The sequence below is a fragment of the Gordonia sp. (in: high G+C Gram-positive bacteria) genome (assembly GCF_047600565.1).
Taxonomy (GTDB): domain Bacteria; phylum Actinomycetota; class Actinomycetes; order Mycobacteriales; family Mycobacteriaceae; genus Gordonia.
On record NZ_JASGKN010000001.1, the window covers coordinates 2,781,218 to 2,803,623 of the forward strand.

Here is a 22,406-nt window from a genome sequence, read left to right on the forward strand (position 1 = left end):
AAGCTCAAGGGAGCGTTGGACAAGCGCAAGGAGCGTTCAAGACATCAGGCGGGGGCGTCGCCGGCGTACGACGCGTGCAGCGCGCGGACCTCGTCCAGCAGTTCGGGCGCCGGACCCGACACGATCACCCCGGGCGCCACCGCGCCGATCGGCAACGGCGACACCGGACCGTCCGGCAGACCCCACTCCCGCCGCCACTGCACCAACTGGATCGAACTGGTCGCGTAGACGATCCGGCCCAAACCCACCCAGGCATGCGCGGCCGCACACATCGGGCAGTGCTCGCCGGACGTGTAGACCACCGCCGCCAGCCGCTGCTCCGGCGTCAGATTCTCCGCCGCCCACCGGGCGATCGCGAACTCCGGATGCCGGGTGTCGTCCCCGGTGCTCACATGATTGAAGTCCTCGAACAGGACCGCGTCGTCGAGCATCAGCAGACTGCCGAACGGCTCGTTGCCCACCTCGAGTGCGTGACGCGCCAGAACCACACACCGCCGCAGGTAGGGCAGGTCTTCGGGCGCCGGGTCGTGGACGATCACCTTCCGACGCTAACACCGCACGGCACACTCCACCGGCCGCACCGCCGACACTCACGGTCTGCGCGCACCACCGCCGACCGACCGATAATCTGGAGCCGATGCACACCTGGGTTCCCGCACTGCTGGCGGTCGCCGCCGCGGCCCTGATCGCGAGCGGGACCGTCCTCCGTCAACGCGCCTCCCTCAAGAACGGCACCATCACCGCCGGCTGGTGGGTCGGTGCCGGCATCGCGGTCCTCGGCTTCGGGCTGCAGGCCTGGGCGCTCGGCCTCGGATCGATCCTGCTGGTGCAGCCGCTCATCGTCCTCGCGGTCCTGTTCGCGCTGCCCCTCGAAGCGCGCATCGACCACCAACGACCCTCCCGCGCCGACTGGACGTGGGGTGCGATCCTCGTCGGCAGCGTCGTCCTATTCCTGATCGTCGCACGACCCGTCCCCACCGAACGCCGGCCGTCGAACGAACTGCTCGCCGCCACCGCCACCGCGCTCGTCGTCGGGCTCATCCTGCTCGTGGTGTTCGCCGAACGCTGCCGGACCGACCACAAGCGCGCCCTGCTCTACGGCATCGCCGCCGGCGCGCTCTTCGGTGTCGCCGCACCCCTCATTAAAGCGGTGTCGTTCCAGTTCATCCACCGGCGAGAAGTCGTGCTCATGCGGCCCGACGTGTACCTGCTCGTCATCGTCATCGCCCTGGCCATCGTCGCCCAGCAGCGGGCATTCGGCGCCGGCGACATCCAGACCTCGTTCCCCGCCATGAACGTGATGGAACCCGCCATGTCGATGCTCCTGGGCGTCGTACTCCTCGGCGAAACCATCCAGGTCGGGGTGGGGACCGCGATCTTCCTGGTCCTCGTCATGCTCGTGGCGATGATCGCGGTCGCCAAGCTCGCGCAACACTCCGCCATCCACGGCGACCTGCGCCCCCGCATCGGAGAAACGACGACGGCCGACCTCTGAGAGGTCGGCCGGTCATCGAAGGCACACCCGGAGGCGGGCCCGGAAAGTCGGTCAGGCGTCCTTGATGGTGGCCTTCAGGCGCTCGGCCCACGCCTCACCGGCGTCGGTCGGCTTCTCCGTCGACGACGCGTCGTGACGGTAGTGCTCGCCCACCTCCGACGCGCCCAGCTTCGTCAGCATCTCGGCCATGATCTCGCCGCCACGGTTGAACGTGTCGTCGTACACGGTGTCGCCCATGCCGAACACCGAGAAGCGCAGACCCGACAGGTCCGGCTTGATGTCGTCCAGCTCATCGGCGAACGGAAGTGCGCCGGTCGGCAACTCGCCCTCGCCGTAGGTCGAGCACACGACGACCAGGAAGTCCTCCGGATCGAGGTCCTCCGGGGAGTAATCCGTCATGTCGTAGACCGACGGATCGAACTCATCGGCCAGCACGTCGGCGATGGCGTCGGCGACGAGCTCGGCGGTCCCGGTCTCGGTGCCGTAGAGGATGACTGCTGCCATGATCGCTGAATCTCCTGGTCGTGGATTTTGGCCGAAGCTACGTTAACGTAACCGTTTCGCCTAAGTCGAATCACCGAGCAGGGACTTTGTTCCCGAACTCGTCGGCCGGCCGGACCGTCGAACACCAGCCGACCAGCATCGATCCGTCCGGGTGAGACGACCTGTGATTCGAGTCTCGGCAATTCGGCGAGCCGCGCGCGCTGAGAGTCGTTGACGTGCATGATCATTGAGGCAGCACCCGGCACGGGCCGGGAGCCCTGATACTCATCAAGGAGGTTCCGCCGTGCACTGGAGCGAATTCTGGGACGTGGTCTGGTACACCATCTTCCTCGTCGTCACCATCGCCTACATCGTCGTCCTGGTCCAGGTGGTCATCGACATCTTCCGCGACAAGACCCTCAAGGTCTGGCAGAAGGTGCTGTGGCTGCTGTTCCTGGTCCTGATTCCGTGGCTGGCAGCGTTCATCTACATCCTCGCCCGCGGACGCGGCATGACCGAGCGTCAGGAAGCGCACAAGGCGGCCCACACCACCGTCGTGCGCACCAGCTCGCCGGCCGACCAGATCGCGACCGCCCAGCAGCTGCACCAGACCGGTGCAGTCAACGACCAGGAGTTCGCGCAGCTCAAGGCCAAGGCCATGCAAGATCTGCAGCAGCTGCAGACGCAGGCACCGCAGGGTCCTGCTGCCTGACCCTTCGTTCGGCCACGACGCCCGGTGACTCGCTCGACGAGACACCGGGCGTCGTGCATTGGAGTCCCTTCTCCACCGCACCCAGCCCGCCGTGGGGGGCAGGGCTCCTTCGACAAGCGCAAGGAGCGTAAGGCGGCCGGCCACTACAGTGCAGGGCATGACAACCCGCGTCGACAGCTGGATCTGGGGCATCCGTCTGACCAAGACGCGATCGGCCGCGGGCGCCGCCTGCCGTGCCGGCCACGTCCAGATCAACGGCGTCACCGCCAAACCCGCCACCCCGGTCTCCGTCGGCGACGAGGTGCGTGTCCGATTGCACGGCCGCGAACGGATCGTCGAAGTCGCGAAACTGATCAGCAAACGAGCGTCGGCCCCGGTGGCCGCCGACTGCTACATCGACCACAGCCCGCCTCCGCCGCCGCGCGAAGTGGTGGCCGCGATCCCGCGCCGCGACCCGGGCGCCGGGCGACCCACCAAACGTGAACGCCGGCAGATGGATCGTCTGCGCGGCGGCCTCCTGCCGATCCTGGCGGTGCTCGCTCTCGCACTCTCGGGCTGCGGCATCGTCGGCGGCAGCAGTCACGACACCACGACCGCCGAAAACACCCCCAAAGCCGGCACCGGTCCCGAGTTCGAACGCTGCGGCGGCCTCACCCTCGACGACGTCTCGAAGGCCACCGGCTTCCCCGGACTCAAGCAGTACGTCGACAACCCGTCCGCCTGCGAATGGCGGGCCGGCGACTACCGGCAGGGTGCCGTCGTCTCCTGGAACTGGTACCGCGGATCGCCCATCGGCCGCGAACGCGGCAACGAACAGCTCACCCGCGACAGCACCACCGACTTCGAGATGGACGGCGAACACGGGTTCCTCGCCCAGCATGAAGAGGTCTGCGAGATCGGCATCCAGTTCGAAGCCGACTTCATCGAACTGTCCGGACGCTACGACACCCGGGACGCGAACCAGACGCTCGAGCACACCTGCGACGCGATGAAAGACCTCACGCACAAGACGCTGGAGAGTGTGAAATGACGCGCCACGCCGCGCGGGCCGCCGCACTCCTCGTCGCGCTCCTGCTGATCCTCACCGGCTGCAGCCGGCACCACGACGACCCCGCCGCACAGGACGGCACCGTCACCGGTGACGTCGACACCAGCAAGTTCGACGGACTGCTCCGCGAATGCGAAGTCCTCACCCCGAGCGAGATCGCCACCGCCGTCGGAGGCCAGGCCGCCGACCAGGTGTTCCACGGGGCCATCTGCCGCTGGGTGGTGCAGGGCGCCGGTGCCATCGACGTCACCCTCGACTGGTTCGAGTGGGGCGACTTCAATCTGGAGAAGGACACCGCCAAGCGGCTCGGCTACGAGACCGAGAACGTGCAGATCAAGAGTTCGGCCGCCTTCACCGCCCGCGATCCCAAGCGCCCCGAGATGTGCGGAGTGACCGCCAAATCGCCGAGCCGCGGCATCCTCAGCTGGTGGGTGGAGCCGCACGGATCGCCCTCCGGCGACCCATGCGCCGGCCCCACCAAACTGATGGAGATGGTGATGGACGCGGCCTACTGACGATCCGCTCCTTGAGCTTGTCGAAAGGAGGGTCAGGGGATGGTGCGCACCGTGACGGTCGCGGCCACCACCTGTTCGCCGTCGCCGCCCGGAATCAGCATCCAGACGAACAGGCAGTCGTCGACGCGACGCCGGCGCAGCATGATCTGAGTGCCCGGCGTGATCGGGCGCAGATATTCGATCACCATGCGATGCGGGGACGCCACCAGATCGGGATGGTCGACCAGCTCGTCCTCGATCGCCTCCAGATAGGCGGCGTTGTTCAGATGCTTGAACGGATCGAAGTCGGTGGACCGCAGCACATGCTCGCGGTCGGGCAGCTCCACCTCGTCCGGTGACGGCGCCTTCTCCGGATTCATCGCCTTGTAGCGCAGACGGTGCTCGTCGGTCATCGTCATCAGACCGTCCATCAGCTCGTCACTGATCCGCGACGGCATGCCCTGATCGTTGACGTTGATCCAGAACCCGACGGCCTCGATGTGTCCGTCAGGCCGCGGATCGGGATGGAACTTGCTGGTCTCGGTCGTCGACCGCATGGTGACGCGCATGTCCGTCCACCGTGTCGACAGCGCGCCGCACCAACGCTCGGCATGGAAGTTCGCCGGAAACACCATCGGGCTCAAGACATCGATGACCGTGCGCCGCACGATCCAGAACGGATCGGTTTCGGCGAACCCGGCCGCGTCGTAGTTGTCGTTCGCGACGTCCTGCAGATATCGCGCCAGACCGTCCAGACGGACTCGCGCCTCCGGATCGATGTCGCCGGTCCGGACGCGATAGTCGTTCTCGTAGAACCGTGCGCCCTCCTTCCGGTCCTCGAGCGGGACGTACTCGGGCGGGTACTGCTTCGGGTCGTCGGCCATGGGTGTCACCGTACCGACCGACGGGCCGGTGTCGCGGCGTTGAACAACAGGCGGTTCGACACGTTCACGAGTCAGACAGCCGGTAATCTGCGGCCCGTGGTCGGATACAAGAACCTTCTCGTCAAAGCCCTCACCGTCGCGGCCCTCGTGCCCGCCGCCGTCGCCGTCGTGCCCGGCACCGCCGCCGCGGACGGCCACCACGGCAATCCGTGGCTGTCCAAACGCGTCATGAACATGGCCCACTCGGGCGGCGAGAACGAGGCGCCCACCAACACGATGTACGCGTTCAAACGGGCCGTCGCCCTCGGCGCCGACATGATCGAGCTCGACGTCCAATCCACCGCCGACCGTCGACTGGTCGTCATGCACAACTCCACCGTCGACGAAACCACCGACGGTCACGGCAAGGTCGAGAACATGACCGCAGCCCGAGTGCAGGCGCTCGACGCCGCCTACAAGTTCGTGCCCGGCGACGGCACCGTCGACGGCAAACCCGCCTCCGCCTACACGCTGCGCGGTATCCGCACCGGGCAGAAGGCCGCGCCCGCCGGCTACACCGCCGACGACTTCGGCATCTCCACCCTCGACCAGGTCTTCGACCAGTTCCCGCACACCCCGATCAACATCGAGATCAAGGGAACCTCCGACGACGACGTCGCCTCCTTCGAACGCACCGGCCGCCTGCTCGCCGACTTCCTCAAACGATCAGGCCGCACCGACGTCATCGTCGCGTCGTTCAACGACGCCGCCCTCGCCGACTTCCACAAGCGTGCCCCCGCCATCGGCCTCGCCCCCGCCATGCAAGGCATCGCCAAATACTTCCTCGCCGGCATCCGCCCCCAGCCCGGAACCGTCGCCCTCCAGATCCCGGTCCAATACCAAGGCATTCCGCTCGTTACCCGAGAGTTCATCGACCGCGCCCACCGAGACGGCTACGCCGTCCACATCTGGTTCTCCGGCACCGCCAGCGAAAACCGTGCCACCTACACCCGCCTCCTGGGTACCTGCGCCGACGGACTCATGCCCGCCAAGCCCACCCTGCTCGAGAACATCCTCGATTCGCGTCACATCGTCCGCCCGGGCAAAGCAGGTGTGGACCCCTGCGGAATCCGTGGACCGCGTCGCTGATTTCTTCGGTGACGGCTGAGGGGCCGGGGCAAGCGCCTTGCTTGTCCTCGCCGCCGAAGGTCTCACTGACAGGGCGCACCGGCAGGGAGGTCGGCGGCTGCGGGGGGCGCTGCGGTCACTTCCCCCGGCCCCTCAGCCTCGGTGAGTCGTCGTCGAGTCTTCGTTGAAGCCGAGTCGCACGCTTCGCGCGCGATGCTGCGCTATTGGGGGTCGGGCAGGCCGAACAGAGTGGCGGCGTTGTCGTGCACGACGGCACGGAGCCAGTCGTCGCCAAGGCCCAGGCGTTCGCAGGCCTGCAGGGCGTGCAGGCACGGGTAGGGGATGTTGGGGAAGTCGGAGCCGAACAGGATCTTCGGACCCAGATCCTTCACGCGGGGCAGGAGGTCGCGCGGGTAGGGGGCGCCGGCTTCTGAGAAGTCGGTGAAGCTCATGGTGGTGTCGAGGCGCACCTGGTCGTAGCGTTCGGCGAGTTCCAGGAACGGCTCGTATTCGACGCTGCCCATGTGCGCGACGATCAGGGGCAGCGACGGATGGCGGGCCAGGAGCCGGCGGATCGGGTCGGGTCCGGTGAACCGGCCCGGTGCGGGGCCGGATCCGCAGTGGATCACGACGGGAATCCGTGCCGCGTCGATCTGCTCCCACACCGGATCGAGGAGCGGGTCGACGGGGGGAGTAGTCGCCCACCTGCACATGCGATTTGAACACGCGGGCCCCGGCGGCGATCGCGTCGCCGACGTATCGTGCGGCCGACGGTTCGGGATAGAACGTGGCGGTGTGCAGGCAGTCGGGGGTGCGGGCGGCGAAATCCGCGGCCCACCCGTTCAGCCATTCGGCCATGTCCGGCTTGTGCGGGTACAGCATGGACGTGAATGCGCGGACCCCTAAGCCGCGCAGGGTGGCGATCCGGGCGTCTTCGTCGGCGCGATAGGTGATCGGCCATTCGCGGCCGATCAGCGGTCCCGCCGCGTCGAAGTAGGCCCACACCTTCGCGAGCACCCGATCCGGCATGAAGTGGGTGTGCACGTCCACCAGGCCGGGCAGTCCGAGGGCATCGGTGAAGGCGTGGACGGCGTCGGCTTCGGACCGGTCGGGGCTCACCTGCGTGACCCTAGTGCCCAGCCGGGCCCGGAGGGGCGAGAAGTGAACGGGGGTGAGGGGCACCGTGGAGCGGGTTCGGTCGGCGGAGTAGGACTGATGCCCATGAGCCCCTCGCCTCTGGACCTGTTCACCGCGTTCGGCGTCGGCCGTCGCCCCGGCTCGGAGCTCGCCGAGTTCGCGCAGGACCTGGGGCCCGGACTCACCGATCACCGCGGCCTGATCGAGATGCCGGTCCTCGCCATGCTGTTCGACGACATCGGCGGCGTCCCGTTCTTCTTCGGCCTCGGCCCCGGGAGTGACGGGAACCCGCCGCGTCCGCCCGCGGCGATGCCGTCCATGCAGTCGCGGATCAGCATGTCCATGCTGGATCGTCTGTCCGTCGACGACCGGCTCGACGCGGTCGGCCGTGTCCGTATCGATTCGGCCGACTACGGCGTCACCGACGTCGAGGTGCGGTCCGCCGCCGGCCTCGTCTGCACCGGCACCGCCCGGAACATGCGGGTCGGGCGTGACGTGGTCGAGGTCGGCGACCATCTGCAGGTCCCCGAGCCGGTCGCCCCGTCGGCCCCGGCGGTCGCGGCCCCCGACCCGGGATCGTCGGGTGGGGAGATCATCGCCGGCCTTGCCGCCGGGGATCTGCCGCGCGGGCCGTTCGCCGATCTGCTGGGCGTCCGCGTGGCCGTCGACGGCGACGCCGTGGTCACCGAGGCCGCGGCCGCACCGTGGACGGCCAACATCATGGGCACCATGCACGGCGGCGTGATCGGGGCACTCGTCGGCCAGGGACTGTCGTATGGCGCGCAGGCCCACACCGCACCCGGTCAGGACTATCTGATCAGCGAGTACTCGGTGTCGTTCCTGCGCTCGCCGGCCGTCGACGGGCGTCCCGTCACCGTCCGGGTGCAGCCGATCAAACTGGGGCGCCGGCTGTCGGTGCTGCAGGCGTTCCTGTACGACGGCGAGACGGTGCTGGCGCACGCCGTGGCCGACGTCCGGATGGACCTCTCCGTCTCCTGACCGTCGCACAGATGGGCCGGCAGACGTCCGGTGCCGGGTCTGACGGCGTCTGCGGCGCTATACGGCCCAGTGGTGCGGGCGGTGGGAGTGACTGCCACATAAAAACAATCAAGCGCGCTTGAGTCTTTTGGGGAACCGTGTGAGGCTCGTCGGCATGAGCCTCGTGGACTCCGTAGTGGCCGACCTGGTCGCCGAAGGCGACGCCCTCGACGACCTCGTCGCCGGCCTCAAACCGGCACAGTGGGCCACCCCCACCCCGGCTGCGGGTTGGACCGTCGCCCACCAGATCGGACACCTCCTGTGGACCGACCGCGTCTCCCTGATCGCCATCACCGATGACGCGGGCTTCCAGGACGCGCTCGCCGAGGCGTGGGGCGACCCCGACGGCTACGTCGATGCCGCCGCCGAGGCCGAAGCCGCACGACCCCCCGCCCAACTCCTCGACGACTGGCGCGCCACCCGGGCCAAGCTTGCCACCGCCCTCGTCGCCGTCCCGGACGGCACCAAACTGCCGTGGTTCGGCCCGCCCATGTCCGCCGCGTCGATGGCGTCGGCGCGGCTCATGGAGACCTGGGCGCACGGCCTGGACGTCGCCGACGGGCTCGGCGTACCGGCGGCGCAGACCGACCGCGTCAAGAACGTCGCGCACCTGGGTGTCCGCACCCGTGACTTCGCCTACATGGTCAACCAGATCGATGCGCCCGCCCAGCCGTTCCGGTACGAACTGACCGCCCCGTCCGGAGAACTCTGGACCTGGGGGCCCGACGACGCCGAGAACGTCGTGCGTGGTCCGGCATTCGACTTCTGCGAGCTGGTCACCCAGCGACGCCACCTCGACGACCTGGCCCTCGAGTTCGCCGGCGACGACGCCACACAGTGGTCGAGGATCGCGCAATGCTTCGCCGGGCCTCCCGGAGGCGGCCGCGCACCCCTCGACGACCTCAAGGAGCGGCGATGAGCGCACCAGACTTCGTCCGGATCGGCAACGCCTCCGGCTTCTACGGCGACCGGTTCTCCGCCATGCAGGAGATGCTCGAGGGCGGTGAACTCGACTACCTGACCGGCGACTACCTCGCCGAGCTGACCATGCTGATCCTCGGGCGCGACCGCCTCAAGGATCCGAGCCGCGGCTACGCCAAGACGTTCCTGCGTCAGATGCGCGAGAACATGACGCTCGCTCTCGACAAGGACGTCACGATCGTCACCAACGCCGGTGGCCTCAATCCGCACGGCCTGGCCGTCGCGCTCCGCGAGATCGCCGGCGAACTGAACGTCGACGCGAACATCGCCTTCGTCTCCGGCGACGACCTGTCGGGCAGGGCGGCCGAACTCGGCCTCGGGCCGTCGCTGACCGCCAACGCCTACCTCGGCGCATTCGGCATCAAGAACGCACTCACCCGTGGCGCCGACATCGTCGTGACCGGCCGCGTCACCGACGCCTCGCTGACCGTCGGTCCGGCGGCCGCCGCGTTCGGCTGGACGCAGCGCGACCTCGATCCGATCGCCGGCGCGGTGATCGCCGGCCACATCATCGAGTGCGGTGCACAGGCGACCGGCGGCAACTACTCGTTCTTCACCGAGATCCCGATGGGGCATCTCGGCTTCCCGATCGCCGAGATCGCCGCCGACGGCTCATCGGTCATCACCAAGCACGAGGGCACCGGCGGCGCGGTCACCGTCGGCACGGTGACCAGCCAGCTGCTCTACGAGGTGGCCGGGCCCCGCTACTACAACCCGGATGCCACCGCGCGCCTCGACTCGGTGCACCTGACCCAGGACGGGCCCGACCGGGTCGCGGTGTCCGCCGCCACCGGCGAGGCACCGCCCGACAAACTCAAAGTGTCGCTCAACAATCTGGCCGGCTCCCGGAACCAGATGGAGATCGTGATGGTCGGCCTCGACATCGAGAAGAAGGCCGAACTCTTCGAGCAGCAGTTCCGCAACGAGCTCCCCACCGAACCGGCCGACCTGACCTTCGAGCTCATCCGGCACGACCGCGAGGACTCCGACACCGAGGAGCAGGCGAGCGCCATCATGCGCATCACCGCCCGCGACCCCGACCCGGAGAAGGTCGGTCGGCAGTTCTCCAACATCGCCGTGGAACTCGCCCTGGCCAGCTACCCCGGGTTCACCCTCACCAGCCCGCCCGGCAACGGTTCGCCGTACGCCTACTTCGAACCGGGCTACGTCGACGCCCAGCTGGTCGAGCACACCGTCACCCAGCCGGACGGCGTGACCGTCATGATCGAGCCGTCGCCGGTGCGTGCGCCGCTGGTTCCCGACGACGATTCCCCCGGGGACCCGTCGAAAGACGGTCAGGACTTCGGTCCGACGCAGAACCTGCCCCTCGGCACGATCATCGGCTCGCGCAGCGGCGACAAGGGCGGCAGCGCCAACATCGGCCTCTGGGCGCCCGACACCGGGAGCGGAGCCGGCGGGTCGAATGCGCAGGACGGGGACGCCTACGACTGGCTCGATTCCTTCCTGACCGTCGACAAGCTCAAAGAACTCCTCCCCGAGACCGCCGACCTGACCGTTCACCGGTACCGGCTGCCCAACCTGCGTGCCCTCAACTTCGTGATCGAAGGGATCCTCGGCCGCGGTGTCGCCGAACAGGTCCGCTTCGATCCGCAGGCCAAGGGGCTCGGCGAGTGGCTGCGGTCACGCGTCGTGCCCATCCCCACCCGATTCCTGACCGACCAGAAGGACTGAACCATGCCCATCCCCAGTGAGATCTGGGACTCCGCGGAGCGCCGCGACTTGCGAGCCATGGTCGCCGGCTTCGCCGAGAAGCACATCCTGCCCTACCAGGACCAGTGGGAAAGCGAGGGCCTGATCCCGCGCGAACTGCACAAGCAGGCCGGCGACCTCGGGCTGCTCGGTCTGGGCACCCCCGAGGAGAAGGGCGGCAGCGGCGGCGACGCCCTCGACGCCCTCATCGTCTGCGAGGAACTGCACTACCGGGGCGTCGCCGGCGGCGTGTTCGCCAGCCTGTTCACCAGCGGAATCTCGACACCGCACATCGCCAACAACGGCACACCGGAGCAGATCGACAGGTGGGTCAAGCCGGTTCTGGCCGGGGACAAGATCTCCAGCCTGGCCATCACCGAGCCGAGCGGCGGCAGCGACGTCGGCCACCTGCGCACCACCGCCCGGCGGGACGGCGACCACTACATCGTCAACGGCGCCAAGACGTTCATCACCTCGTCGGTGCGCGCCGACTTCGTGGTCGTCGCGGTCCGGACCGGCGGCGACGGCGCCGCCGGAGTCTCACTGCTGGTGATCGAGAAGGAGACACCCGGCTTCAACGTCGACCGCCGGCTCGAGAAGATGGGCTGGCTGTCGTCGGACACCGGTGAACTCTCGTTCGTCGACTGCCGGGTACCGGCCGAGAACCTCATCGGCCCGGAGAACTCCGGGTTCGCGCAGATCGCGCAGGCCTTCGTGTCCGAACGCGCCGGCCTCGCCGTCCAGGCCTACGCGCAGGCGCAGCGTTCGCTGGACCTCACCCTCGACTGGGTCCGCAACCGCGAAACCTTCGGCAAGCCGCTCATCAAGCGGCAGGCCATCCAGGACACCGTCACCGAGATGGCCCGGAAGATCGACGTCGCCCGCACCTACACCCGGTCGGTGGTGGAGCGGTACGCGTTCCACGGCGATCCGATGCTGGCCGAGATCTGCTTCGCCAAGAACACGGCCGTCGAGACCGCCGAATGGGTCATCGACAAGGGTGTGCAGCTGCACGGCGGCATGGGCTACATGCGCGAATCCGAGATCGAACGCCAATACCGGGACATCCGCATCATCGGTATCGGCGGCGGCACCACCGAGATCCTCACCGGTCTCGCAGCGAAGGTCCTGGGGTACCAGTCATGACGATCATCACCAGCAAGATCGACCCGTCGGCTGAGGACTTCCAGGCCAACGTCGCGGCGATGAACGACAAACTCGCCGAACTCGACCTCGAGTTCCGGAAGGTGCTGGACGGCGGCGGCGAGAAGTACGTCGACCGGCACCGCAAGCGGGGCAAGCTCCTCGCCCGCGAACGCATCGAACTCCTCATCGACGAGGATTCGCCGTTCCTGGAACTGTGCCCGCTCGCGGCCTACGGTTCCCAGTTTCCGGTGGGAGCCTCACTGGTGGTGGGGCTCGGTGTGGTCGAAGGCGTCGAATGCCTGATCGTGGCCAACGACCCCACCATCAAGGGCGGCGCCTCGAACCCGTGGACGGTCCGCAAGATCCTGCGCTGCAATGCGATCGCGAGAGAGAACCGGCTTCCGGTGGTGTCCCTCGTCGAGTCCGGCGGCGCCGACCTGCCCACCCAGAAGGAGGTGTTCATCCCGGGCGGCGCCATGTTCCGCGACCTGACCCAGCTGTCGGCCGCCGGCATTCCGACCGTCGCCCTGGTGTTCGGCAACTCCACCGCCGGCGGTGCCTACATTCCGGGCATGAGCGATCACGTCGTGATGATCAAGGAACGTTCGAAGGTGTTCCTGGGCGGCCCGCCGCTGGTCAAGATGGCCACCGGTGAGGAGAGCGACGACGAGGAACTGGGCGGTGCCGAGATGCACGCCCGCGTCTCCGGTCTCGCCGACCACCTCGCCGAGGACGAGCAGGACGCCATCCGGATCGGCCGCAACATCGTCAAGCGCCTCAACTGGCAGAAGAAGGGGCCTGCGCCGGTCGCCGCCAGCATCGAGCCCCGGTACGACCAGGAGGAGCTCCTGGGCATCGTGCCGCCGGATCTGAAGATCCCGTTCGATCCGCGCGAGGTGATCGCGCGGATCGTCGACGACAGCGACTTCGACGAGTTCAAGCCCGAATACGGCAACTCGCTGTGCACCGGGTGGGCGCGCATCCACGGTTATCCGGTCGGCATCCTGGCCAACGCTCAGGGCGTGCTGTTCAGTGCCGAGGCGCAGAAGGCCACCCAGTTCATTCAGCTCGCCAACCGCGCGAACACGCCGCTGCTGTTCCTGCACAACACCACCGGCTACATGGTCGGCAAGGAGTACGAGCAGAACGGCATCATCAAGCACGGCGCCCAGATGATCAACGCCGTCGCCAACTCGGCGGTGCCGCACATCTCGGTGCTGATGGGTGCCAGTTACGGCGCCGGCCACTACGGCATGTGCGGCCGCGCCTACGAGCCGCGGTTCCTGTTCTCCTGGCCCAGTGCGAAATCGGCGGTGATGGGCGGCGCCCAGCTCGCCGGCGTCGTATCGATCGTGTCCCGCGCCGCCACCGAGGCCCGCGGCGGCACCGTCGACGAGCAGGCGGATGCGGGCCTGCGCGCCATGATCGAAGCCCAGATCGAAGCCGAGTCCGTCCCGATGTTCCTGTCCGGAATGCTCTACGACGACGGCGTGATCGACCCGCGGGACACCCGCACGATCCTCGGCCTGTCCCTGTCCGCCATCGCCAGTGCCGAGTACGCGGGCACCACCAGCGACTTCGGCGTCTTCCGGATGTGAGTGAACCGATGACTGAGAAACCCGCTTCGAAAAGCTCTTCCCGCTCCTCGAGCCCGTCCCTCTCCTCGAGCTCTTCCCGCTCCTTGAGCGTGTCGAAAGGAGCCGCGCCGATCACCTCCGTCCTGGTCGCCAACCGCGGCGAGATCGCCTGCCGTGTGTTCACCACCTGCCGGGCCATGGGCATCGCGACGGTCGCGGTGTACTCCGACCCGGACGCCGACGCCCCGCACGTGCGGCAGGCCGACTCCGCGGTCCGGCTGCCCGGTGCCACTTCTGCCGAGACCTACCTGCGCGGTGACCTGGTGATCGCCGCGGCGCAGGCGGCCGGCGCCGACGCCATCCACCCCGGCTACGGCTTCCTGTCCGAGAACGCCGAGTTCGCGCAGGCCGTGATCGACGCCGGCCTGACCTGGATCGGCCCGCCGCCGTCGTCGATCGTCGCGATGGGTTCCAAGATCAACGCCAAGGAGGCGATGGCGAAGGCCGGTGTCCCGGTGCTCACCGATCTGGAACCGTCGACGGTCACCGAAGACGATCTGCCGCTGCTCATCAAGGCCTCCGCCGGTGGTGGCGGCCGCGGCATGCGGGTGGTCCGCACCCTCGCCGAGCTCGACGACGAGGTCGCCGCCGCCCGCCGGGAGGCCGAGTCGGCCTTCGGCGACCCGACCGTGTTCTGCGAGCCGTACATCGAACGCGGCCACCACATCGAGGTGCAGGTGATGGCCGACATGCACGGCCACGTGTGGGCGGTCGGCGAACGCGAATGCTCCATCCAGCGCCGCCACCAGAAGGTGATCGAAGAGGCGCCGGCACCGTTGGTGGAGAAGATCGGCGACGCCATGCGCTCGAAGCTGTACGACGCCGCGCGCACTGCGGTGTCGTCGATCGGCTACGAGGGTGCGGGAACCGTGGAGTTCCTCGCCGATCACCAGGGCAAGTTCTTCTTCCTGGAGACCAATACGCGTCTGCAGGTGGAGCACCCGGTCACCGAACTGACCGCCGGCACCGATCTGGTGGCCTGGCAGTTGAGGGTGGCGATGGGCGAGCCTCTCGATCCGTCGCTCCTCGAGCCTGTCGAGGGGTCGACCGCCACCGGCCACGCCATCGAGGTCCGCCTGTACGCGGAGGATCCGGCCAACGACTGGCAGCCGCAGTCCGGCACGCTCTCGCAGATCGACCTGCCGGCCGACGTCCGGTTCGGTCCGCTGGACCGGCCCGGCATCCGCGTCGACTCCGGCGTGGCCGACGGCAGCGAGATCTCGACGTACTACGACCCGATGCTCGCCAAGGTCATCTCGTGGGCGCCCGACCGGCCCCGCGCCGCGGCGATGCTGGCGAGAGCCCTGGCCGACGCCACTATCCACGGACTGATCACCAACCGCGACATGCTGGTGAACACGTTCCGGGACAAGCAGTTCCTGACCGGCGACACCGACACCGCCTACCTCGACACCGTTGGTCTGGACACGCTCTCCGCGCCGCTCGCCGACCCCGCCGAGGTGCGGGCCGGGGCCGTGGCCGCCGCACTCGCGCAGTCGGCGGCCAACCGGATCGCCGCGACGGTCGACGGTTCGCTGCCGTCCGGATGGCGCAACCTGCCGTCCGGCTACCAGACCAAGAGTTACCGCCCGGTCGTGACGGCCGGCGACGACGGCGACGACGAGATCGCGGTCCGTTACCGGTTCGCCCGCGACGGCGTGACCGTCGAACTGCCCGATGACGACGGTCTGACCGTCGGCGCCGTCGCACCGGATTCGGTGACGCTCACCTCCGGTGGCGTCACCCGCCGGTACTCGGTGACCGTCGACGGCGACAAGGTCTACGTCGATCGTCCCGGCGCCGCGGTGTCGTTGCGCCGGATGCCGCGCTACATCGATCCGGCGTCGGTGGAACGCCCCGGGTCGCTGCTGGCGCCCATGCCCGGATCGGTGATCCGGGTGGCCGTCCAGCAGGGCGACCGGGTGACCGCCGGTCAGCCGCTGCTGTGGCTGGAGGCCATGAAGATGGAACACACGATCAGCGCTCCGGTCGACGGCGTCGTCGCCGTCCTCGGAGTGGAAGAAGGCCGGCAGCTGGCGGTGGGCGATGTGCTCGCCGTCATCGAATCCGATGACCTCGAATCTGCTGAGACCGAGAACCGACCCCCGACGTCGACGCACTGAGTCGACGGACCGAAAGGACACGACATGACCGACGCCGCCAACCCCTTCGTGGAGACCCCCGAGCGCGCCGAACTGCGCAAGGCCGCCGCCGCGCTCGGCGCCAAGTACGGCGCCCAATACTTCATGGACTGCGCCAAACAGGGCCGCAAGACCGACGAACTGTGGAAGGACGCCGGTGATCTCGGATTCATCGGCGTCAACCTGCCCGAGGAGTACGGCGGCGGCGGGGCCGGCATGTACGAGCTCGCCATCGTCATGGAGGAGCTGGCCGCCAGCGGCGCCGGGCTCCTGATGCTGGTGGTCTCGCCGGCCATCTGCGGCAACATCATCGCGCGCTTCGGCACCGACGACCAGAAGAAGAAGTGGATTCCGGGTCTCGCCGACGGCTCCATCACCATGGCGTTCGGTATCACCGAACCGGATGCCGGCTCCAACTCGCACATGATCACCACCACCGCCAAGCGCGACGGTGACGACTGGATCCTGAACGGCCAGAAGGTGTTCATCTCCGGTGTGGATCAGGCCGACGCCGTGCTCATCGTCTCCCGCACCGAGGACGCCAAGACCGGCAAGCTCAAGCCCGCCCTGTTCATCGTGCCGACCGACGCGAAGGGCTTCACCGCCCAGATGATCGACATGGAGCTGCAGAACCCGGAGAAGCAGTTCACCCTCTTCCTCGACGATGTGCGGCTGCCGTCCGACGCGCTCGTCGGCTCCGAGGACGCGGCTCTGAGCCAGCTGTTCGCCGGACTGAATCCCGAACGCATCATGGCGACCGCATCCGCCGTCGGCACCGCCCGGTTCGCGCTCGGCAAGGCCGTCGAATACGTCAACGACCGCACCGTCTGGAAGGCGCCGATCGGCACCCATCAGGCGATCGCCCATCCGCTCGCCCAGATCAAGATCGAGTTGGAGGCCTCCAAGCTGCTCATGCAGAAGGCCGCCACCCTGTACGACGCCGGCGACGACTGGGGTGCCGCCGAACCGGCCAACATGGGCAAGTATCTGGCCGCCGAGACCGCGGTGAAGGCGGTGGATCAGGCCGTGCACTCGATGGGTGGCAACGGCCTGACCGCCGAGTACGGGGTGGCGCCCATGCTGGGGCTGGTGCGCATCATGCGGATCGCTCCGGTCAGCCGCGAGATGATCCTCAACTTCGTGGCCACCACCAGCCTCGGCCTGCCGAAGTCGTACTGAGGCCGCCATGACCGACACCCTGGTCCGCACCTCGACCGACGCGGCGATCACCACGATCACCCTCGACTCGCCGGCCAACCGCAACGCGTTGAGCTCCACGCTGGTCGCGCAGCTGCGGGCAGCGATCGACGCGGCCGCCGCCGACCCCGCGGTGCGCGCGGTGGTGCTCACCCACAGCGGCGGCACGTTCTGCGCCGGCGCCGACCTGGGGGAGGCACTCACCCGGGGTCTCACCCCGGAAGAGGCGACCGCCGAGGTGGGCAGCACCATCTCCGGGCTGATCAAGTCGATCCTGGAACTGTCCAAACCGGTGATCGCGGTGATCGACGGCCATGTCCGGGCCGGCGGGTTCGGACTGGTCGGTGCCGCGGATATCGCGATCGCCGGACCGTCGTCGACGTTCGCGCTCACTGAATCGCGCCTCGGTCTGGCACCGTCGATCATCTCGGTGGTGCTGCTGCCGAAGATGACTGCGCGCGCCGTCGGCCGGTACTTCCTCACCGGCGAGAAGTTCGACGCCCCCACCGCCGTCGCGGCAGGACTCCTCACGGCCGCACCCGAGGATGCCGCCGGGGTGGCCGCAGAACTGGATGCGATCCTGGAGGGCGTGCGAAAAGCGTCACCGCAGGGCCTGGCCGCGTCGAAGAAGCTGACCACCGCGTCACTCCTCGACGGATTCGACGACGCCGCCGCTGCGCGTGCCGCCGAATCGATGGCGTTGTTCGGGTCCGACGACGCTCGCGAAGGAATGACCGCGTTCCTGTCGAAGTCCAGGCCGTCCTGGGACGCGAGCCGCGCATGACCGCGGCCCGCGCCCCCCAGCAGGAGCGTTCCCGCCTCACGCGGGAGGCGCTGCTGAGCGCCACCGTCGACATGCTGGCCACCCACGGGTGGTCGGCGACGACCGTGAGCGTGGTGGCCGAGGCCGCCGGGGTCTCGCGGGGCGCAGCGCAGCATCACTTCCCGACGCGCGAGTCGTTGATCACCGCCGTACTCGAGCAGATGTTTCAGGAGATGACCGACGAAGCCGATCGGGAGCTCGTCGATCTGCCGGAGGGACCCGAACGGATCGCGATCGTCGTCGATCGCGCCGTCGGCATCTACACCGGAACCCCGTTCAAGGCGGCGCTGCAGGTGTGGGCCGCGGCGGCCTCCGACGAGAACCTGCGGCAGGCGATCCTGCCGCTGGAGGCCAAGCTCGGCCGCTCGGCCTACAAGCTCACTCTCAAGGCACTCGATCCGGACGGGGTGCACCCCGATGCGAAACGGTTGTCGCAGCTGACGCTCGACCTCGCGCGCGGCCTCGGTCTGGCCGACACCCTGTCCGACGACTCCGCTCGCCGCGCGGTGGTCGTGGGCACCTGGGTGGACCAGCTGAAGGCCGCTCTGGCCTGACCCCCGCATCGGGTGACATCCGAACCGCCGAATTGTCAGTCTCGGTTCGGCGGGTTTCCTGACCGGACCGTAAGGTTCATCGCGGACTACCCCCCCCGATGAAGGATCCCCCCCTTGCGCAAGTTCGCGCTGCCGGCCCTGCTGCTGGCTCTGCTGACCCTGGTCGGCGCCCTCGTTCCGGCGTACGCCGACGCCGCACCGCAGCCCTACCGCGGAGGCACTTTCGTGGCGTTGGGTGACTCCCGCGCGGCCGGCGCCTTCACCGATCCGCGCGGTCTGGGCGACGAGATCGACCCCCAGTGCAAGCGCTCGAAGGGCGCCTACCCGGCCGTCGCGTCCCGGATCGTTCACGCGCGCCGATTCGTGAACGTGGCCTGTGGCGGGGCGACATCCGCCGAGATCTGGCACAACATGCAGGTGGTCGGCCGCAAGTTCAACCCCGTGCAGCTCAGTGAGGCGCCCCGTGACGCGACGCTGGTCACCGTGTCCACCGGCCACAACGACCTCGATCTGGGGCGGATCCGCTACCACTGCCTGAGTAAGCGCCGCGACCGCAAGTGCCGGTCCAACCGGAGCCTCGTCCGTCGCGCGAACTACCGCGTCGCGTTCATGCGGAACCAGGTGGCCGCGGCGCTGCATGCGGTTCGCCGCCAGTATCCCCATGCGCAGATCGTGGTGCTCGGTCCGGGAGGTCTCATCCCCGGTGGCGCGAAGGCCTGCCGTCGTTCGCTGCCGATGAGCGACGCGGACGCCGCCTGGCTCGGGGGTCTCTACGACCGGGCCAACACCATCGAGGCGCGGCTCGCCGGGTCCATCGGCGCCACCTACGTCGACGTTCAGCGGTACGCCGGTGCGCACGGCGTCTGTGCGGGCGGCAGCGCCTGGTTCGCCGGCGAGGCCTCCCGGGGCGGTGCGATCCCGTACCACATGACCCGTGGTGGAGCCCGCGCCATCGGGCGCCTGGTCGCCGACGCGGTCGTCCGCTGACCGCGGGCGCCGATCAGTTCCGGAAGATCAGGAAATAGCCGGCCGCGAACACAGCACGATCGCCACATTGGTCGCCAGACGCGCCCAGAACCGGTCGCGCAGAAATGCGAAGTCGAGGCCGACGATCACCGTGCCCATCAGCAGGATGTAGAGCACGGCCCACGCGGTCTCGGTCATGGCGCCACTCTATTCTGGCGTCATGCGCGTGGTGACCTGGAACGTGAACTCGGTGCGGCAACGGATTCCCCGGCTGCTGCCGTGGCTCGACGAACGGTCACCGGACGTCGTCTGCCTGCAGGAGACGAAGGTGTCCGACGAGACGTTCGCCGCCGAACTCGGCGACGAACTCGCCGCCCGCGGCTACGAGTTCGCGCATGCCGGGCAGGGGCAGTGGAACGGTGTCGCGATCCTGTCGAAGGTGGGCCTCGACGACGTCCGGGTCGCCTTTCCCGGTGCCCCGGGATTCCCGGACCCGGCAGGCCCACCGGAGGGTCGTGCGGTCTCCGCGGTCTGCGGCGGGGTCCGGATCCATTCGGTGTACGTGCCCAACGGCCGCGAGGTGGATTCGGACCACTACCGCTACAAGCTGGCCTGGCTCGACAAGCTGCGCGCCGCGGTGAACGGCGAGGCCGCCGACACGATGGTGTGCGGCGACTTCAACATCATTCCGGCCGACGCCGACGTCTTCGACCCCACCGCCCTGCAAGGCCACACTCACGTGACACCTGCGGAACGCGCCGAACTGGCCGGGCTGCTCGACCTCGGTATGCGGGACGTGGTGCGCGACCACTGGCCGGACGAGCGGATCTACTCGTACTGGGACTACCGCGCCGGCATGTTCCACAAGGACCTCGGCATGCGGATCGACCTGATCGTGGCGGGAGATCCGGTCGCCTCGCGTGTGCAGGCCGCCTGGGTCGACCGGAAGGCGCGCAAGGGCACCAAGCCCAGCGATCACGCGCCGGTCGTCGTCGATCTGGACGATGCCCCGGACGGGAACTGCGGTCCTATGGTGCCACCCCCGTCGCGGCCCGCGACGGTGGCGCCCGGTTCGGTGAAGCTCCCGCACTCGGTCGCCGACTGACGCTCGCACGACCGACTACCGCCAAACAGTGGCGGTAGGGGGCCGACCGGGGGCAGATTGCCCCCGGAGGCGCCAAGGGCGCCACTTTCTGGCGGAACCTCAGTCGCCGGCGTTGTTGAACCGGTGCAGCAGGCGGGCGAACACGGCGACGTCGTCGTCCGGCCATCCGGTGAGCCGTTCCTGAATCGCCGCAGAGCTGGCGTCGCGGATGACGTCGAGCAGGTCTCTCCCGTCCTCGGTGAGGTGGAGTCTCTGGGCCCGGGGTTCGTCGGCGTCGCGCCGGCGGTCGACGAGGCCCCGGGATGTGAGCGCGGTGATCTGGCGGCTGGCGGTGGACTTGTCGATCCGGGCGCGCTCGGCGATCTCGGCGCCGCCGATTCCGGGGTGGTCGTCGATGAGCGCGAGCAGTGAGTATTCGACGAAGGTGAGCCCGCGTTCGCGGTGGATGTCGCTGGCGCCGTTGCGGAGCCGGCGGGACAGCTGAACCAGTTCGCGTTCGACGCTGAGGGGGATGCCGGACACGCCCGATTCTTGCCTACTCATGAGTTTCACAGTACAACTGACTATCTCGGTTGCAGTATGCAACTGACACGGTTTCCGAACGAAAGGCTCCCTGCATGTCCGCACAGCTCACACCGGCCCTGCCGGCGAAGACGATCACCGCCCACGTCCTCGTGGCCGTCATGATCGGAGTGTCCATGGCTCTCTGCTACCTCGGCGGCTTCCACAAGCCGGACCCGCACGCCGTGCGCGTCGACGTCATCGGATCCGGGCAGACCGCCCAGGCCGTGGCCGGGGCCGTCGCCGAGCAGGCGGGCGACCATTTCCAGGTGGGGATCACGCCGAGTGTCGAGTCGGCGAAGTCCGCCATCGAGCACCGCGACCTCGCCGGTGCCGTCGCGATGACGCCCACCGAGCAGACGCTGTACGTGTCGACCGCCGCCGGAGATGCCACCGCCACTATCCTGCAGCGCTCCTTCGGTCAGGTCGCCTCGGCGAAGAACCAGGTGCTGCACGTGGTCGACGTCGTGCCGTCGGACGCCGAGCACGACCCCGCCGGAGGAGGCATCTTCTTCCTGATGGTCGCGCTCACCGTCGGTGCGTACGGCGCCGGCCTGGCGATCGCCGTGGCCGCAGGTGGCCGGTCCATCTGGGTGCGCCTCGCCTTCATCGGCGTCTTCTCGGTGGTGGTGCCGGCCGTCGTCACCGGTATCGCGGCGTTCGTCTACCACGCGCTGCTGAGTGCCGGCTGGGCGATCTTCGGCCTGGGCATCCCGTACACGCTGGCGGTCATCCTGACCGTCGCCGGCCTGCACATCATCATCGGGCGCTTCACCACACTGGTGACCGTCACACTGTTCGTGGCCCTCAACTTCACCTCGTCCGGCGGGGTCTACGCACCCGAACTGCAGCCGCGGTTCTTCGCCGCCCTGCACGACTTCTGGCTGGGCGCGGGCTACAACGAGGCCGCCCGCAATCTGATGTACTTCCCGAACGTCGGGATCGCCGCCGACCTGTGGAAGGTGTTCGGCTGGGTGATCGGCGCCGGTGTTCTGGTGGCCGCGGCGGCCGTCTACGAACGACGGAAGGCGGCGCACGACGGGACGCCGGCCGCACCGGCGAGCCACGAGCTCAACGCCGAGCAGTACGAGGAGCTCGTCGAAGAGGTCGTGGGCTGACCGAAGTGTCCAGTTCTTGGACATTCCGGGACCTTGGTCCCGTGCGATAAAGGTTATGTGCAGGTGTGG

Annotated in this window: 22 protein-coding genes and 1 pseudogene; 17 read left to right on the forward strand and 6 right to left on the reverse strand. The window is 68.5% G+C overall.

Annotation, left to right across the window (positions count from 1 at the left end):
* Positions 1 to 44: 44 nt before the first annotated feature.
* Positions 45 to 539 carry a nucleoside deaminase gene (locus QM774_RS13550; RefSeq protein WP_414976373.1) on the reverse strand — a complete coding sequence of 165 codons (495 nt, stop codon included), beginning with the start codon at positions 537 to 539 and terminating at the stop codon, positions 45 to 47.
* Positions 540 to 637: 98 nt separating this feature from the next.
* Here QM774_RS13550 and QM774_RS13555 point away from each other — a divergent pair, with 98 nt between their 5' ends.
* Positions 638 to 1,495, forward strand: coding sequence for a DMT family transporter (locus tag QM774_RS13555; RefSeq protein WP_414976374.1), 858 nt, complete (start codon positions 638 to 640; stop codon positions 1,493 to 1,495).
* Positions 1,496 to 1,546: 51 nt separating this feature from the next.
* Here the strand turns inward: QM774_RS13555 and QM774_RS13560 are convergent, their stop codons facing one another.
* A complete protein-coding gene (locus tag QM774_RS13560) occupies positions 1,547 to 1,999 on the reverse strand; it encodes a flavodoxin domain-containing protein (RefSeq protein ID WP_414976375.1) in 453 nt (150 codons plus the stop codon).
* Positions 2,000 to 2,282: 283 nt separating this feature from the next.
* On the opposite strand from QM774_RS13560, the gene QM774_RS13565 reads away from it, so the two are divergent.
* The 3 genes from QM774_RS13565 to QM774_RS13575 all read left to right on the forward strand — a co-directional run bounded on the left by QM774_RS13565 (position 2,283) and on the right by QM774_RS13575 (position 4,253).
* Positions 2,283 to 2,690 carry a hypothetical protein gene (locus QM774_RS13565; RefSeq protein WP_414976376.1) on the forward strand — a complete coding sequence of 136 codons (408 nt, stop codon included), beginning with the start codon at positions 2,283 to 2,285 and terminating at the stop codon, positions 2,688 to 2,690.
* 157 nt (positions 2,691 to 2,847) lie between these two features.
* Positions 2,848 to 3,720, forward strand: a complete 873-nt coding sequence (locus QM774_RS13570; RefSeq protein WP_414976377.1) for a DUF3558 family protein — start codon at positions 2,848 to 2,850, stop codon at positions 3,718 to 3,720.
* Positions 3,717 to 4,253 carry a DUF3558 domain-containing protein gene (locus QM774_RS13575; protein WP_414976378.1) on the forward strand — a complete coding sequence of 179 codons (537 nt, stop codon included), beginning with the start codon at positions 3,717 to 3,719 and terminating at the stop codon, positions 4,251 to 4,253. Before QM774_RS13570 ends, QM774_RS13575 begins: the two co-directional genes overlap by 4 nt.
* A gap of 32 nt (positions 4,254 to 4,285) precedes the next feature.
* On the opposite strand, the gene QM774_RS13580 is transcribed toward QM774_RS13575, so the two are convergent.
* Positions 4,286 to 5,116 carry an acyl-[acyl-carrier-protein] thioesterase gene (locus QM774_RS13580; protein WP_414976379.1) on the reverse strand — a complete coding sequence of 277 codons (831 nt, stop codon included), beginning with the start codon at positions 5,114 to 5,116 and terminating at the stop codon, positions 4,286 to 4,288.
* Positions 5,117 to 5,212: 96 nt separating this feature from the next.
* Between QM774_RS13580 and QM774_RS13585 the strand changes: the two genes are divergently transcribed.
* The gene (locus QM774_RS13585) at positions 5,213 to 6,244 is read left to right on the forward strand and encodes a glycerophosphodiester phosphodiesterase family protein (RefSeq protein WP_414976380.1); all 1,032 of its coding nucleotides are present in this window, start codon (positions 5,213 to 5,215) and stop codon (positions 6,242 to 6,244) included.
* 200 nt (positions 6,245 to 6,444) lie between these two features.
* On the opposite strand, the pseudogene QM774_RS13590 reads toward QM774_RS13585, so the two are convergent.
* Positions 6,445 to 7,363: pseudogene (locus QM774_RS13590) on the reverse strand (amidohydrolase family protein).
* Between the two features lie 81 nt (positions 7,364 to 7,444).
* Here QM774_RS13590 and QM774_RS13595 point away from each other — a divergent pair.
* The 10 genes from QM774_RS13595 to QM774_RS13640 all read left to right on the forward strand — a co-directional run bounded on the left by QM774_RS13595 (position 7,445) and on the right by QM774_RS13640 (position 19,574).
* Positions 7,445 to 8,359 carry a PaaI family thioesterase gene (locus QM774_RS13595; protein WP_414976381.1) on the forward strand — a complete coding sequence of 305 codons (915 nt, stop codon included), beginning with the start codon at positions 7,445 to 7,447 and terminating at the stop codon, positions 8,357 to 8,359.
* Between the two features lie 154 nt (positions 8,360 to 8,513).
* Positions 8,514 to 9,317, forward strand: coding sequence for a TIGR03084 family metal-binding protein (locus QM774_RS13600; RefSeq protein ID WP_414976382.1), 804 nt, complete (start codon positions 8,514 to 8,516; stop codon positions 9,315 to 9,317).
* A complete protein-coding gene (locus tag QM774_RS13605; protein ID WP_414976383.1) occupies positions 9,314 to 11,071 on the forward strand; it encodes an acyclic terpene utilization AtuA family protein in 1,758 nt (585 codons plus the stop codon). Before QM774_RS13600 ends, QM774_RS13605 begins: the two co-directional genes overlap by 4 nt.
* A gap of 3 nt (positions 11,072 to 11,074) precedes the next feature.
* Positions 11,075 to 12,235, forward strand: coding sequence for an acyl-CoA dehydrogenase family protein (locus QM774_RS13610; protein WP_414976384.1), 1,161 nt, complete (start codon positions 11,075 to 11,077; stop codon positions 12,233 to 12,235).
* Positions 12,232 to 13,833: an acyl-CoA carboxylase subunit beta gene (locus tag QM774_RS13615; protein WP_414976385.1), complete on the forward strand. Its 1,602-nt coding sequence runs from the start codon at positions 12,232 to 12,234 to the stop codon at positions 13,831 to 13,833. The genes QM774_RS13610 and QM774_RS13615 overlap by 4 nt, the downstream gene beginning before the upstream one ends.
* Before the next feature lie 89 nt (positions 13,834 to 13,922).
* Positions 13,923 to 15,995, forward strand: coding sequence for an acetyl/propionyl/methylcrotonyl-CoA carboxylase subunit alpha (locus QM774_RS13620; RefSeq protein WP_414976386.1), 2,073 nt, complete (start codon positions 13,923 to 13,925; stop codon positions 15,993 to 15,995).
* 24 nt (positions 15,996 to 16,019) lie between these two features.
* A complete protein-coding gene (locus QM774_RS13625; RefSeq protein WP_414976387.1) occupies positions 16,020 to 17,192 on the forward strand; it encodes an acyl-CoA dehydrogenase family protein in 1,173 nt (390 codons plus the stop codon).
* 7 nt (positions 17,193 to 17,199) lie between these two features.
* The gene (locus QM774_RS13630; protein WP_414976388.1) at positions 17,200 to 17,994 is read left to right on the forward strand and encodes an enoyl-CoA hydratase family protein; all 795 of its coding nucleotides are present in this window, start codon (positions 17,200 to 17,202) and stop codon (positions 17,992 to 17,994) included.
* Positions 17,991 to 18,587: a TetR/AcrR family transcriptional regulator gene (locus tag QM774_RS13635; protein ID WP_414976389.1), complete on the forward strand. Its 597-nt coding sequence runs from the start codon at positions 17,991 to 17,993 to the stop codon at positions 18,585 to 18,587. Before QM774_RS13630 ends, QM774_RS13635 begins: the two co-directional genes overlap by 4 nt.
* Before the next feature lie 114 nt (positions 18,588 to 18,701).
* Positions 18,702 to 19,574: an SGNH/GDSL hydrolase family protein gene (locus tag QM774_RS13640; protein ID WP_414976390.1), complete on the forward strand. Its 873-nt coding sequence runs from the start codon at positions 18,702 to 18,704 to the stop codon at positions 19,572 to 19,574.
* A gap of 27 nt (positions 19,575 to 19,601) precedes the next feature.
* On the opposite strand, the gene QM774_RS13645 is transcribed toward QM774_RS13640, so the two are convergent.
* Complete coding sequence (locus tag QM774_RS13645) at positions 19,602 to 19,751, reverse strand: hypothetical protein (protein WP_414976391.1); 150 nt, start codon at positions 19,749 to 19,751, stop codon at positions 19,602 to 19,604.
* A gap of 22 nt (positions 19,752 to 19,773) precedes the next feature.
* Between QM774_RS13645 and QM774_RS13650 the strand changes: the two genes are divergently transcribed.
* Positions 19,774 to 20,658, forward strand: a complete 885-nt coding sequence (locus QM774_RS13650; protein ID WP_414976392.1) for an exodeoxyribonuclease III — start codon at positions 19,774 to 19,776, stop codon at positions 20,656 to 20,658.
* A gap of 99 nt (positions 20,659 to 20,757) precedes the next feature.
* On the opposite strand, the gene QM774_RS13655 is transcribed toward QM774_RS13650, so the two are convergent.
* Entirely contained in the window at positions 20,758 to 21,201 is a 444-nt protein-coding gene (locus tag QM774_RS13655; protein ID WP_414976393.1) for a MarR family winged helix-turn-helix transcriptional regulator, read from the reverse strand.
* Between the two features lie 74 nt (positions 21,202 to 21,275).
* On the opposite strand from QM774_RS13655, the gene QM774_RS13660 reads away from it, so the two are divergent.
* Complete coding sequence (locus QM774_RS13660; protein WP_414976394.1) at positions 21,276 to 22,337, forward strand: hypothetical protein; 1,062 nt, start codon at positions 21,276 to 21,278, stop codon at positions 22,335 to 22,337.
* Positions 22,338 to 22,406: the final 69 nt, after the last annotated feature.

Excerpts from the sequence above, each read along its gene's own strand:
- QM774_RS13570 (WP_414976377.1), top strand. The coding sequence starts at position 2,848 with ATGACAACCCGCGTCGACAGCTGGATCTGGGGCATCCGTCTGACCAAG.
- QM774_RS13600 (WP_414976382.1), top strand. The coding sequence starts at position 8,514 with ATGAGCCTCGTGGACTCCGTAGTGGCCGACCTGGTCGCCGAAGGCGAC.
- QM774_RS13560 (WP_414976375.1), bottom strand. The coding sequence starts at position 1,999 with ATGGCAGCAGTCATCCTCTACGGCACCGAGACCGGGACCGCCGAGCTC.
- QM774_RS13650 (WP_414976392.1), top strand. The coding sequence starts at position 19,774 with ATGCGCGTGGTGACCTGGAACGTGAACTCGGTGCGGCAACGGATTCCC.
- QM774_RS13580 (WP_414976379.1), bottom strand. The coding sequence starts at position 5,116 with ATGGCCGACGACCCGAAGCAGTACCCGCCCGAGTACGTCCCGCTCGAG.
- QM774_RS13605 (WP_414976383.1), top strand. The coding sequence starts at position 9,314 with ATGAGCGCACCAGACTTCGTCCGGATCGGCAACGCCTCCGGCTTCTAC.
- QM774_RS13655 (WP_414976393.1), bottom strand. The coding sequence starts at position 21,201 with ATGAGTAGGCAAGAATCGGGCGTGTCCGGCATCCCCCTCAGCGTCGAA.
- QM774_RS13630 (WP_414976388.1), top strand. The coding sequence starts at position 17,200 with ATGACCGACACCCTGGTCCGCACCTCGACCGACGCGGCGATCACCACG.
- QM774_RS13610 (WP_414976384.1), top strand. The coding sequence starts at position 11,075 with ATGCCCATCCCCAGTGAGATCTGGGACTCCGCGGAGCGCCGCGACTTG.
- QM774_RS13575 (WP_414976378.1), top strand. The coding sequence starts at position 3,717 with ATGACGCGCCACGCCGCGCGGGCCGCCGCACTCCTCGTCGCGCTCCTG.
- QM774_RS13645 (WP_414976391.1), bottom strand. The coding sequence starts at position 19,751 with ATGACCGAGACCGCGTGGGCCGTGCTCTACATCCTGCTGATGGGCACG.
- QM774_RS13555 (WP_414976374.1), top strand. The coding sequence starts at position 638 with ATGCACACCTGGGTTCCCGCACTGCTGGCGGTCGCCGCCGCGGCCCTG.
- QM774_RS13625 (WP_414976387.1), top strand. The coding sequence starts at position 16,020 with ATGACCGACGCCGCCAACCCCTTCGTGGAGACCCCCGAGCGCGCCGAA.
- QM774_RS13635 (WP_414976389.1), top strand. The coding sequence starts at position 17,991 with ATGACCGCGGCCCGCGCCCCCCAGCAGGAGCGTTCCCGCCTCACGCGG.
- QM774_RS13595 (WP_414976381.1), top strand. The coding sequence starts at position 7,445 with ATGAGCCCCTCGCCTCTGGACCTGTTCACCGCGTTCGGCGTCGGCCGT.
- QM774_RS13615 (WP_414976385.1), top strand. The coding sequence starts at position 12,232 with ATGACGATCATCACCAGCAAGATCGACCCGTCGGCTGAGGACTTCCAG.
- QM774_RS13660 (WP_414976394.1), top strand. The coding sequence starts at position 21,276 with ATGTCCGCACAGCTCACACCGGCCCTGCCGGCGAAGACGATCACCGCC.